Genomic DNA, 12,817 nt, shown 5'->3' on the forward strand with positions numbered 1-12,817 from the left:
TCCTTTCATAACACAAAAGGAGTGGTACTTCATGGAAGATGTAAATTGGGGATTAATTATGCCGTTGATCATTTTGCAGGCTTTGCTTGCTATTATTGGACTGATATCTCTGGCCAAAGCGGATAACGTTCGTGGTCCAAAATGGATGTGGATTATTATCATTATTTGCGGAAATATATTAGGCAGCGTAGCTTATTTCACAATAGGAAGGAAAGATGTCTGATGTCACTCCTTCAAGTTACGAATTTGCGCAAAAGCTATGGGGCGCATGTTTCCGTAAATGATATAAGCTTTGAAATTGAGAAAGGACGGTGCGTCGCTTTACTGGGGCCTAACGGTGCTGGGAAAACGACCACACTTCGTATGCTGGCAGGGCTGTTAGAACCCACCTCTGGAATGATTTCATTTGAGGGGAGCCGTCCGGGAGCAGGATATCGCAGGGGATTAGGATATGTACCGCAATCTCCAGCCTTTTACGGTTGGATGACTGGACAGGAATATGTTGTGTTTGCTGCAAAGCTTAGTGGAATGGGAGCTAAAGAAGCAACAAGCAGCGCTTTGGAATCGCTTATACGTGTAGGCCTCAAAGACGATGCACGCCGCAGGATTGGTGGATATTCCGGGGGGATGAAGCAGCGGTTGGGTCTCGCACAGGCACTTGTGCATCGCCCTCGACTGCTTTTACTTGATGAGCCCGTATCTGCACTTGATCCGATCGGCCGCAGGGAAGTGATGGAATTGCTACGAGAAATACGTGAAGAGACAACGGTAGTTTTCTCCACGCATGTGCTGCATGACGCGGAAGAGATTTGTGATGATATTATTTTAATGAATCATGGACACATTGCTGAGCAGGGGTCTCTGTCGCAGCTTCGTTCACAATACAGCCTTCCTGTTATTCGTTTACGTACCGAGAAGCACAAAGAAGCCATTCAGTGGCTGGAATCTCTTGCCTCCAAGCCGTTTGTACTGGAGTCGGAGTTGTTTGGAGATCATGCGGTATTTAATGTGAATGATGTAGAAAAGGCCCGCCAGACGATTTTGCAAGAAGCAGCGCAGCTCGAAATTCCATTGCTGCAATTTGAAGCAGGCTCTTCCACATTAGAGGATTTATTTATGAAGGTGGTGGGCGTATGAGCAGCACCTGGGTCCTTTATCGCAAAGAAATGCTCGAGATGGCTCGCAGTTATAAGCTAATCTGGATACCTGTCGTGTTCATCATTTTAGGCATTATGCAGCCTTTAACTACTTATTATTTGCCGGAAATATTAAAAGCCTCCGGGGATGTGCCCCCAGGTCTGCTGGAAGGGTATGAAATACCGAGTGCCGCAGTTGTGATGGCGCAAGCACTGGGACAGTATGGAACAATTGGAATGCTGGTATTGGCGCTAGGCTCGATGAATACTTTAGCTGGAGAACGCTATAGCGGAACTATGGAGTTAATTCTAGTAAGACCGGTTTCTCCCGCGGCAATAGTGATCGCTAAATGGACAGCTCAACTGACCCTGCTTGTTGTTGCGCTTGGATTGGGTGCAGCGGGTGCAGCTTATTACACGGAGCAGCTAATTGGTTCAGTACCATGGGGCGATGCTATCGCAGCTTCAGGAGTATATGGTTTGTGGTTATTATGTGTTGTCTCGGCTACGTTGTTGTTTAGTGCCTTTTTAAGACCTCCAGTAGCTGCTTTTTTAGCACTGGCGTTAATGGCTGGATTGTCATTAGGCTTAAGCTTATTGCCTACATGGTTTGACTGGACACCCGCAGGACTTTCCGGGCTGTCAGCAGGAATTCTTACAGCTGGTGAGGGCTTTAGAGCAGGTCCATATCTTTCTGCCGGTATATTGATCATACTTTGCCTTGTTGGGGCTTCGCTTTTGACAAGGAAAAATAACTTTCCCGACTGATTATTATCCTGTGTTGTATCGAATATAGTATATTTTAGTAGAATTCTCAGGATCGCCCGGCCTGCCGCTAGACAGTTCTATCTTTTTTTAGTAGACTGTTGAAATAAGCAAAATCATGATAGATTTTGGGGTCAGGAGGTAGGGCGATGCTGCGTTTAGGAGAAAAGATTGTCATTGTTGCGGACGCTTTTGAGCAGAGTCTTCCTATCGGGGAATACGGCTACCTAATTGCTTACGACCGCAATCCCGATAATGCGTTTGACTATGTTATACGTGTACCGGAAGCCAACAGGAACTTTTATGTTCCGGCTGAAGACATTGAGGCGGAAGAACATTTATTAGTAGCTGAGGCTGAAAGAGCAACGCATGAAGCGTTAATTGATTATGCTTTGTCCACGTACAATGAGAAGCTGTTCCATCATTTGATGAACGGTGAAGATATGGATACAGAAGAGACGGAAACAACGTCAACCGAAAGCATGTCCCAAGCAGATTTCATCAAACAAGTGAATCTTAGAGCTTGGATTTAAGGAAGGCCGGCGAAAGCCGGCTTTTTTGTTATAACCCCATTATTGAATTGTCCAAGCTTCTACAATATAATTAAAAACGTTATCCGGGCGCTTTAGCCCTTTAAACAGGAGGGATTTATCTTATGAGCATTACCGTTAAAGATGTGCAGCATGTGGCCAAGCTGGCTCGTCTGCAATTGAGCCCGGAAGAAGAGGCAACCTTTACAGAACAAATGAATGCTATTTTACAATATGCTGAGAAGTTGAATGAGCTAGATACGGAGAATGTGAAGCCGACCACGCATGTACTGCAGGTCAGTAATGTGATGCGTGATGATGTTGTGAAGGAAAGCCTAACGCAAGAGGAAGCACTTCTTAACGCGCCGGATGATGAAGACGGACATTTCAAGGTTCCAGCTGTTTTGGAATAACTACATAATTAGAAAGGGGGAAGAATCTTGAGCCTGTTTCAAAATCGATTGCCTGAAGTACATCGCATGTTAACTGCTAAAGAAGTATCGGTCAGTGAACTGACTGAAGAATCGCTGGCGGTTATCGCTGAGCGGGATAAGAAAGTAAATGCATTTTTGACCTTGAACGAGGAGGGCGCTCGTAGCACTGCACGCGCTTTGGACGACAAACTGGCATCTGGAGCAGCACGTGGATTGCTGTTTGGTCTTCCTGCCGGAATTAAGGATAATATTGTAACTAAGGGACTACGCACGACCTGTGCCAGCCAATTTTTGAAAGATTTCCAGCCGATTTATAACGCTACTGTGGCTTCTAAACTGCAGCAGGCAGATGCCGTAACGATCGGTAAATTGAATATGGATGAATTCGCAATGGGTGGATCTAATGAGAATTCAAGCTTTGGTCCTGTACGCAATCCTTGGGATTTAGAGCGTGTGCCCGGCGGTTCCAGTGGCGGATCTGCTGCAGCAGTAGCTGCTGGCGAAGTATTCTTCTCACTAGGTTCGGATACTGGTGGTTCCATCCGCCAGCCTGCTTCCTATTGTGGTGTTGTAGGTCTCAAACCTACTTATGGTCTTGTATCACGTTTTGGACTGGTAGCCTTTGCTTCCTCACTCGATCAGATTGGACCATTAACACGTAATGTAGAGGATTCTGCATATGTGCTTCAAGCGATTGCTGGTTATGATGCCCAGGACTCTACTTCAGCTAAAGTAGAAATTCCTGATTATTTGAGTTCTCTGACTGGTGATGTTTCCGGGCTTCGCATTGCTGTACCTAAGGAATACTTGGGAGCAGGTGTCGATGCTTCTGTGCGTGAGACAGTCTTGTCCGCACTTAAGGTGCTGGAAGGAATGGGTGCTGTCTGGGAGGAAGTTTCGTTACCACATACGGAATACGCAGTAGCAGCTTATTATTTGCTGTCCTCTTCGGAAGCTTCATCTAACCTCGCGCGTTTTGACGGTGTGCGTTATGGTGCACGTGTAGATGAAGGCGGAGGATTGCTTGATCTATATCTTAATTCCCGCAGTCGCGGCTTTGGCCCTGAGGTCAAACGTCGTATTATGCTAGGGACTTATGCGCTTAGCTCCGGGTATTACGATGCTTATTATTTAAAAGCACAAAAAGTGCGTACTTTGATTAAACAGGACTTTGATGACATCTTTAAAAAATATGATGTGGTCATTGGCCCAACAGCGCCTACGACAGCATTCAAATTAGGTTCACAGACGGAAGATCCGCTGACCATGTATCTGAACGATATTCTCACGATTCCTGTGAGCTTGGCAGGTATTCCTGCCGTTAGCGTTCCTTGTGGCTTTGCAGAAGGCATGCCAGTAGGTTTGCAAATTATCGGTAAAGAATTTGACGAGAGTACGATTCTGCGTGTTGCTCACGCTTTTGAACAAAATACTGATCATCACAAGCAGCGTCCACAGCTGTAGTAAAGGAGGGAATGGGATTACTTATGTCTAAATACGAAACGGTCATCGGCTTAGAGGTTCACGTAGAGCTTCATACCAACTCCAAAATCTTTTGCGGATGCTCCACTGAATTTGGAGCCCCGCCTAACACACATACCTGTCCTGTCTGCCTGGGTCACCCCGGCGTATTGCCAGTTCTTAACAAACAAGCGGTAGATTACGCTATGAAAGCAGCAATGGCGCTAAATTGTACCATTGGTGATGTTAGTAAATTCGACCGCAAGAACTATTTTTACCCGGATTCACCGAAAGCTTATCAGATTTCGCAGTTCGATCAACCTATCGGTTTGAACGGCTGGATCGACATTGAAGTGAATGGAGAAACGAAACGGATCGGTATTACTCGTCTTCATTTGGAAGAGGATGCGGGTAAGCTGACGCACGTAGATGGCGGCTTTGCGTCGCTCGTCGATTTCAACCGGGTGGGAACACCGCTTATCGAAATCGTATCTGAGCCAGACTTGCGCTCGCCAGAGGAAGCTCGTGCTTATCTGGAGAAAATCCGTGCCATTATGCAATACTGCGACGTATCCGATGTCAAGATGGAAGAGGGATCGATGCGCTGTGACGCGAACATCAGTCTACGTCCAGAAGGACAAGAGGAATTCGGTATTAGAGCAGAGCTTAAGAACATGAACTCCTTCCGCGGTGTGCTGCGTGGACTGGAGTATGAACAATATCGTCAGGCTGAGATCCTGGATGATGGTGGAGTAGTTGTACAAGAGACTCGCCGCTGGGATGAAGCCCAAGGGAAAACTTTATCTATGCGTGGAAAAGAAGAAGCGCACGATTATCGTTATTTCCCAGATCCAGATCTGATCGTACTGCATATTGACGATGCCTGGAAAGAATCCATTCGTTCGACGATCCCGGAACTACCGGATGCAAGGCAAGCTCGCTACAGTGAAGAACTGGGTCTTACAGCTTATGATGCTGGCGTGATCACTTCCTCTAAACCGCTAGCGGACTTTTTCGAAGGATGCCTTACTTATACGCAGGATGCCAAGGCTGTAGCTAACTGGATCATGGGTGATCTGCTTGCTTATTTGAATAGTAATAACCTGGAATTGTCTCAGGTCAAAATTACGCCGCAAGGGCTCGGGGAAATGATCGGCCTCATTGCAGGTGGAACTATCAGCAGCAAGATCGCTAAAACGGTATTTAAAGAAATGCTAGAGAGCGGTAAATTGCCTGCTGCAATCGTTGAGGAAAAAGGTCTGGTACAAATCAGCGATGAAGGTGCCATTAAAGGAATTGTGGAAGCTGTCGTAGCTGCCAATCCACAATCAGTGGAAGATTATAAAGCAGGTAAACAGAAAGCCATCGGTTTCCTCGTAGGACAAGTTATGAAAGAAAGTAAAGGTAAGGCAAATCCAGGTCTTGCGAATAAACTTCTGATCGAGGTATTGAGCAATTAAAACGATTATCGTCTTTAGTAGTCGATAACGTTGTTTATACTTGGGGTAATATACTTATGTAATAAGCTAAGGGCTTGTCGGCAACGGCAGGCCCTTAGCGGCATATAAGGGGACTAGTAGGGATGAATACAATTATTAAGCTAAACCTCCAGGATGATAGTACCGTTAATGAACTATGGAGCCTCCAGCATAAGGCCTACCGGCTAGAAGCGGAGTTAATAGGGTTTCGTGAGATCCCACCGCTTATGGAGACGAGGGAGATGCTCAGCCACTCTAAAGAGGATTTTTACGGCTGCTTTGATGAAGATGAAGAACTGATGGGTGCTATTGCTATAGAAGAAGAATCCCCGGGCAAACTCACGATTACGCGGATGATGGTGGGACCGGACTTTTTCCGTAGAGGTATTGCAAGCAGTCTCTTGGAATATGTATTTGAACATTTTTCAGGGATGGAGCAATACATCGTATCTACGGGGAAGCTAAACCTGCCTGCCGTTTCTTTGTACAGCAAGCATGGTTTTGTACCTATGGGATCGCAGGAAGTTGCTCCCGGTGTGGAATTGATTGATTTTTATCGGAGTGGTTCACTTTGAAGAAGCATATACACAGACCCATGTTTACGAAAGGAGGAGCCGAGATATGACAAATGATTCTGCAATACTCTCAGCGCAGGAAGAGCAGCGGGGTTCAGCCGATCTTGAGACTACGGAGAGTGAGATTCAGAAGAAGATAATCCCTCCACGTCCAAAACGGCGCCGCCGCAAACGCAAATTTATCGCTGGACTATTGGCAGCTCTCATCCCAGGAACTGGGCACTTATACTTTGGGCTTCTCCGCAAAGGAATTACCTTTATCTTCTTGATACTATTGGATATCTCAGCTTTAATTTATTTCTCATCCATTGGAATGCAGATTAATGTTCCGTTGCTTATTTTACTTGCACTAATTATTCCGGCGATATATTTCTATAATGTGTATGATGTACTGCAATCAGCGGACAAGATTCTCCGTTACCCTGAAGATCAAGAGCTTGATGATCCTGTGGCAAAAATAACTACACCTCCTAAGCGTCGTAGTATCGTTAGTGAACCTGGCGTATCCTTTGGATTTCTACTTCTTTTAGGGGGAGCGCTTCTCATTCTGTTTCGCCAAAAGCCAGCATGGCTGCAATTTTTTATTGAGCATTACTCCGAAGTTGCCGTGTCTGTAGTTTTATTATGTGGTGGTATATATATAGGAGCGAGAGAAATTGTCAGAGGAATCGTTTCGCGCAAAAAAAATGAGTCTCATAACCGGCGTGTAGGAAGATATACGGCATCAGTCTTGCTTATTGCTATGGCCATCCCGTTGTTTCTGGATTGGAGAGACGGGTCGGATTATATGCTTTTACTCTTGAAGTGGTGGCCGGTCATCCCAGTGTTATGGGGGATTGAGTTCCTGTTCATGTATTTCTTCTCTGGTCGTTCAGGCTCTGTACAAAAGGGAACAAGAATCAGATTGGATTTACGCGGCCTTTTATCTGCTATATTGCTTGCTGCGAGTGTGTTTATCGTTGCCGAACAAGAACATTACTTATATCTGTGGAAAAATGTGAGTCTCAATCTTACTGCAGCTGCAGTCGACTATGGCGAGGCGAAGGGAAGTAAATTTCAGAAGGCTCCGCTTATTGTTCCAGTGAAGCTAAATACAGCCAAAATATCCGTTGATGGTATTAATGGGGATGTTTTATTGCACCGGGCTCCCGTAGATAATATTCAAATTACTACTACAGTTTGGGTAGATCAATTGGAAGGTCCGATGGCTGAGGCCATTTCGGAACAGTCCTTTGTGGATGTTGTTGAAGGACCAACTATAAAAATCACTTCAAACAGCAAGGCGTACGGAGAATCAGGTAAGCGTCAGCCGCGAATGGATTTGGACATTTCTTTGCCGGAAGACCGCCGGTTTAATCTCGATGTTCGCACTATGAATGGTGGGATCACCCTGCAGAACATAGAAGCGATCGAAGATATTTCGCTGGAAACGGGGAATGGAGAACTTATTCTTCATCGTATCTTTGGTAATGTGAAGGGGAAAACACTGAATGGAGCTGTGCGTGCGAGATCCGTCCAGGGCAGTGTTGATTTATCAACGAGCGGTGGCAATATGAATGCTTGGAATGTCACAGGAGCCTTGAAATTATCAACGGCAGTTGGCAATATCGGTGCAACCGGGAATGAAGCCGAGATCGATATTTCTAGCAAAAATGGTAATTTAGAGATTGATGGAGCCAGATCGAAGCTGCATGCAGAATCCTTGAATGGCATCATTGATGTTCGTTCACATGAAGTCGGAGGAGACTGGGACATTTATAGTGCAGTTGGCGATATTCAATTGTATTTGCCGCAGTTAGGGAACTATAAGTTGAATGGCTCAAGTGGATATGGCGATATTATTTCAGATTTACCTACCTTAACCATTGATAAGAAGAAGATATCTGGTGAAGTGGGCACAGGTGAGTTCAAGATTCAGGTTGAGGGAAACAGCAACTTAAATGTGAGAGGTTATTGAAAAAAGTAATTTTTCTTATATAATAATGAATATAATGTATCGACTTCGTTGACAAGATTGAAAACCCAGTCTTACAATTATAAGAAATATTTCTTTTATTTTTAAATTTAAAAGGCGGTGACAGTCATGGGGAGTGGCGTACAACATGCATTGGAACAATTAAAAACAACAGGTGTCCGTATAACGCCCCAGCGTCATGCGATTCTTACGTATTTGATGGAAGCAATGAATCATCCTACAGCTGACGATATATATCGGGCATTAGAGCCTAAATTTCCGAGCATGAGCGTGGCAACCGTATATAATAATCTCAAGATGTTTATGGAAGCTGGCATGGTTCGTGAGTTGACCTATGGGGATAGCTCCAGCCGTTTTGATGCCAATGTGTCTGATCATTATCATGTTATATGTCAGAAATGCGGTAAGATTGAGGATTTCAGTTATCCTTCGCTTAGGGATGTAGAGCTGCATGCTGAGCAAGCTACAGGCTTTAAGATTACAGGATTGCGTATGGAGCTGCATGGATTTTGCAAAAGTTGTAGAGAGAAGCAGCATTAAGACTAGAATAGAACGGTATCAAGGCGATCTACCAAGTTATCACTAAACGTGCGAAATCCGAAAGCGGAGGACTCACGTTTTTATTTTTTTACAAATATAAGAACGACAACGTCATTTCTTCATGAATATAACAATTTGTAGGATAAATGACTATTTTCTACTGGTTATACGAAACCAAGTGGATGTTATAATCGTAATGTTAGACTCTATTAAAAATCATATTATTATCTGGAGGATATATTTTGGACAGAAGACTGGGACAGAGGCGCGTCAAAAAGCGCGGAGGTTTTTTTAGGCGGTTATTTGGACTTTTAATCATTGTAGCAGCAGCATATTGGGTAGTGTTTTATGTATTGCCAAATCGTCAGCACATAGATGTAGATTGGAAAGCTCAAGCGCACCCCATCTTTGTAAAAGGAGAGCATACAGGTTATTCTGCCTCGGGGACTGGAGATAGCATGCTATTACCATTACCATTGTTGCAAGAGTATGTGGATCCTTCCATTCGTTATGAAGAGAAGACGAAATCGGTCATCCTATCAACGGATAGTGAGCTCCTTTACATGCAGGAGGATAAAACCGATGCTAGTCTGAACAATCGTCCGCTGCAGCTGCGGTTAGCGCCTGAAGTAAAGGAGAAAGTGACCTACCTTCCTGCGGATGTATTAGAAGATCTATATGGGTTTGAAATACAGGAGGATACGAATACCGGAGCAATACTACTAATGACGGCAGGAGAATCTGTCTCGCTAGGAAAAGTTAAAGATGAAAAAGGCGACAAGTCAGTAGCTCTACGAAATGAGGCATCCATTCACGCACCTATAGTTGCGGATATGTCTCCTGGGGCAGTAGTGAATATTTGGAATGAAGAAAATAAGGACTGGCTGTTTGTGCAATTAAGCAGCGGGTATGCAGGTTATGCCAAGGCAAGTGACATTGTTCGGGACGGTCAAAAGACAGTGGAACCGAAAAAATCCACGCCAACACGCGCTGAACGTAACTGGAAAGGGAAGTCAGTGAATTTGTATTGGGAGGCTGTTTACCAACGCAAACCTAACCCAGAAACCTTCGGTGAGCTACCAGGCGTTAACGTGGCTAGCCCAACCTGGTTTAGTATTATAGATGGTGATGGCAACGTGCGCAGTCAGGCCGACAGTGCGTATGTGCAGTGGGCGCATGGGCACGGGTTAGAGGTATGGGGGTTGCTTAGCAATAGCTTCGATCCAGACATGACTACTGAGGCATTGTCCAGCTATGAGAAACGGATGAATGCAATCGTACAGATCTTAGAATATTCGGATTTATACAATTTGGATGGAATTAATATCGATTTTGAGAATGTGTATACGAAAGACGGAGAGAATGTCACTCAATTTATGAGAGAGCTAAAACCGATGGCTCAGGCTAAGAATCTAATCGTCTCCATAGACGTGACACCTAAATCCAATAGCGAGATGTGGTCAGCATTCCTTGATCGTAAGGCTCTTGGGACATTAGTCGATTATCTAATCGTGATGGCTTATGATGAACATTGGGCAGCTAGCCCTATCGCGGGCTCTGTTGCCTCCTTACCTTGGGTAGAGAATTCAATAAGCCGGATCATAGAGGAAGACAATGTGCCGCCTGAGAAGGTGATTTTGGGGATCCCATTGTACACCCGCATCTGGACTGAGGCTCAAGTAGATGGCAAGACAAAGGTAAGCTCCAAATCCGTTAGTATGAATGCCGTTGAAAAAATTATCAAAGAGAAGAAGCTAACTCCTACATTTGATAAGGCTGCTGGGCAGAATTACGTAGAGTACAAGGAAGATGGCGCTCTTAAGAAAATATGGATAGAAGATAAGGTGAGCTTAAAATCAAGAGTTGAGCTTGCTAAGTCCATGGGGCTTGGAGGCATCGGATCATGGAATCGCAGTTTTAGCAATCCATCAGCATGGGAAGCATTACAAGAGATTCATAAGTAATCATAATTTCATTTATAACAAACAAAGAGGCTCCCATATCGGGGGCCTCTTTGTTGTATTAGCAAATATTTGAGTGCATTTTAACTAGTTAGTAATGAGCCTCTGTAAGGGGTGTTTAGTGGTTTAGTTGCTGATGCTCAAGCTGATCTGCAGTAATAGTGGCCTCAGCCCGATCCATAGTAAGAATGGTGTGGCAGAACATACAGCGGTCTGTTTTACCGAGCATCTTGGTCAGCTTGTGACACTCAGGGCACTCTAGCTGAACTGCACTCGTTGAGAGCATGCCAGCCCAGAAATAGATCGCAAGACTTGCCATCATGGAAATTAGACCGATTACAAGTCCGATTCCAGCGAATACTTTCCCAGTTGATCCCCAGAATACGATGCCTGCTGTACCCAAAACCATAAGTCCCATTCCGAGCATTGTGAGCAGTAATCCCCATGTGCGAAAAGCGTTGATCTTAGCCGTTTTAAACTTCATGAGTGTTTGCTCCTAACTAAATATAGTTGGGTTGTCCAGAAGGAACTGTCTTTCATATGTAGAATAATAATTATAACTGAATTATAACTGACTGGACGCAAATTCGCCAAATTTAATGGAGGGAAGCATGGAATTATCCAATGTAACTTTGTTGAGTGGAGAAACGTTTGAAGAAAATGTTTTAGGAGCTGTCGCTTTGCGGCAGAAAGGGAGTACTCCTTTTCAAAGCGCGCTACTTCACGATTTTGATATGGTTGTGTTAGTTTTACATGAGGAACAGGATTTAGAACATATTGTTCGCCACACCATTGCCGGTGACACACGGACCCAGTCAGTCCATATTGGCCTTTCCGCTTTGGAGCGGGCTGTCATGGCGGGAGATAATAACGAGCTCCTTACTAGTTTGATGATTGGGGAAGTGATCTGGGATCCCAAAGGAATACTAGGGGATATGCGCCGGGAGATTTTACAATTTGAAGGGCCTCTTAAGGAACGAGTTGAGTTCATGGAGTTTGCACGATTCTTGTATTTGTATGTGAAATCTAAACGGTATATAGAAGCTGGCTACATTATGGATGCATATAACTGTGTATTGATGGCTCTATATCATTGGGCAAGAATAGAAGTGAGTGAATCTGGTTCATTTCCAGAGCCGGCTGTTTGGGAGCAGGTTAAAAGTATGAACACTTCTGTCCATAAACTATATGAGGAACTAACCATCAGCACGGAGACCTTAGAGCAAAGAGTAGAGCTTGTTCTTCTAGCATGTGAATTTGGGATCATGTCCAAAATGACGGATTGTTGTGCATTGCTTTTCAATATTCTGAATAGCCGTAAGGAAGCGTGGAGTATAAAAGAATTACTACAGCATTTTGGCCTGTGTCAATTAGAGGCTGAGTTGCCCCTAGTTTTACGAAAGCTTGTTTCTCGTTCGCTAATCCGTGAGATTACTTTATGGGCTGACGGTCATGGGGGAGAGGGTCATGCGATCCGATATACCTTATAGAGAAGAAATTAGATGCAGGATTTGCCGGTAATCTATAGATAAAATAAGTAGGGATAGGGAGAGGCTGAGCACTCTCTTTTTTGTTTGCTCGCTATTATGATGCGCTCATATTTATTCTAATAAATTTATGGTTGACTCTTTCCTAGTTCATGTGTTAAATTATAACTCGTCCCTCTGACACAGAGATGTGCTTTCGAAAACATTCGAAAGACAACCGAAAAAAGAAATTAAAAAAAAGGTTGACTAAAACGAGGACGCTGTGATATATTATAAAGGTCGCTGCTGAACAAAACAACGACGAAATAAACAGCTTGATCTTTGAAAACTGAACAACGAGTGAGTAGGAAATCACGAAAGTGAAATCCAAAATTAGAGAATTAATTTTCTCGTCAGATGTTTCGAAATGAGCATATCGCTCTTTTCAATACTAATTGGAGAGTTTGATCCTGGCTCAGGACGAACGCTGGCGGCG

General features: G+C 44.3%; 13 protein-coding genes. 12 read left to right on the forward strand and 1 reads right to left on the reverse strand.

Features of this window, described 5'->3' with window-relative positions:
• Nucleotides 1-31: 31 nt before the first annotated feature.
• The 11 genes from PAENI_RS07950 to PAENI_RS08005 all read left to right on the forward strand — a co-directional run bounded on the left by PAENI_RS07950 (nt 32) and on the right by PAENI_RS08005 (nt 10,858).
• Nucleotides 32-223, forward strand: a complete 192-nt coding sequence (locus tag PAENI_RS07950; protein WP_149644902.1) for a PLDc N-terminal domain-containing protein — start codon at nt 32-34, stop codon at nt 221-223.
• The gene (locus PAENI_RS07955; RefSeq protein ID WP_149644903.1) at nt 223-1,137 is read left to right on the forward strand and encodes an ABC transporter ATP-binding protein; all 915 of its coding nucleotides are present in this window, start codon (nt 223-225) and stop codon (nt 1,135-1,137) included. Before PAENI_RS07950 ends, PAENI_RS07955 begins: the two co-directional genes overlap by 1 nt.
• A complete protein-coding gene (locus PAENI_RS07960) occupies nt 1,134-1,904 on the forward strand; it encodes an ABC transporter permease subunit (protein ID WP_149644904.1) in 771 nt (256 codons plus the stop codon). Before PAENI_RS07955 ends, PAENI_RS07960 begins: the two co-directional genes overlap by 4 nt.
• 146 nt (nt 1,905-2,050) lie before the next feature.
• On the forward strand, nt 2,051-2,434 hold the full coding sequence (locus tag PAENI_RS07965) for a hypothetical protein (RefSeq protein ID WP_042131017.1): 384 nt from the start codon (nt 2,051-2,053) through the stop codon (nt 2,432-2,434).
• A 122-nt stretch (nt 2,435-2,556) separates the two neighbouring features.
• A complete protein-coding gene (gene gatC / locus PAENI_RS07970; RefSeq protein ID WP_042131015.1) occupies nt 2,557-2,844 on the forward strand; it encodes an Asp-tRNA(Asn)/Glu-tRNA(Gln) amidotransferase subunit GatC in 288 nt (95 codons plus the stop codon).
• 27 nt (nt 2,845-2,871) lie between these two features.
• A complete protein-coding gene (gene gatA, locus PAENI_RS07975) occupies nt 2,872-4,329 on the forward strand; it encodes an Asp-tRNA(Asn)/Glu-tRNA(Gln) amidotransferase subunit GatA (protein ID WP_149644905.1) in 1,458 nt (485 codons plus the stop codon).
• An 11-nt stretch (nt 4,330-4,340) separates the two neighbouring features.
• Entirely contained in the window at nt 4,341-5,786 is a 1,446-nt protein-coding gene (gene gatB, locus PAENI_RS07980; RefSeq protein WP_076300655.1) for an Asp-tRNA(Asn)/Glu-tRNA(Gln) amidotransferase subunit GatB, read from the forward strand.
• Between the two features lie 122 nt (nt 5,787-5,908).
• Nucleotides 5,909-6,379 carry a GNAT family N-acetyltransferase gene (locus PAENI_RS07985; protein ID WP_149644906.1) on the forward strand — a complete coding sequence of 157 codons (471 nt, stop codon included), beginning with the start codon at nt 5,909-5,911 and terminating at the stop codon, nt 6,377-6,379.
• A gap of 46 nt (nt 6,380-6,425) precedes the next feature.
• Nucleotides 6,426-8,336 (forward strand): DUF4097 family beta strand repeat-containing protein, encoded by a 1,911-nt coding sequence (locus tag PAENI_RS32570; RefSeq protein WP_262495554.1) that lies wholly within the window; start codon nt 6,426-6,428, stop codon nt 8,334-8,336.
• 126 nt (nt 8,337-8,462) lie between these two features.
• Nucleotides 8,463-8,894, forward strand: coding sequence for a Fur family transcriptional regulator (locus PAENI_RS08000; RefSeq protein WP_042191799.1), 432 nt, complete (start codon nt 8,463-8,465; stop codon nt 8,892-8,894).
• A gap of 242 nt (nt 8,895-9,136) precedes the next feature.
• Nucleotides 9,137-10,858, forward strand: a complete 1,722-nt coding sequence (locus PAENI_RS08005) for a glycosyl hydrolase family 18 protein (RefSeq protein ID WP_149644907.1) — start codon at nt 9,137-9,139, stop codon at nt 10,856-10,858.
• A gap of 115 nt (nt 10,859-10,973) precedes the next feature.
• Here PAENI_RS08005 and PAENI_RS08010 read toward each other — a convergent pair whose 3' ends face one another.
• Nucleotides 10,974-11,339: a DUF2614 family zinc ribbon-containing protein gene (locus PAENI_RS08010; protein ID WP_076285462.1), complete on the reverse strand. Its 366-nt coding sequence runs from the start codon at nt 11,337-11,339 to the stop codon at nt 10,974-10,976.
• Nucleotides 11,340-11,466: 127 nt separating this feature from the next.
• On the opposite strand from PAENI_RS08010, the gene PAENI_RS08015 reads away from it, so the two are divergent.
• Nucleotides 11,467-12,345, forward strand: coding sequence for a nucleotidyltransferase-like protein (locus PAENI_RS08015; protein WP_188114505.1), 879 nt, complete (start codon nt 11,467-11,469; stop codon nt 12,343-12,345).
• Nucleotides 12,346-12,817 lie beyond the last annotated feature (472 nt).

Origin of the sequence: Paenibacillus sp. B2(2019), from assembly GCF_008370385.1 — a bacterium.
Classification (GTDB): domain Bacteria; phylum Bacillota; class Bacilli; order Paenibacillales; family Paenibacillaceae; genus Paenibacillus_AQ.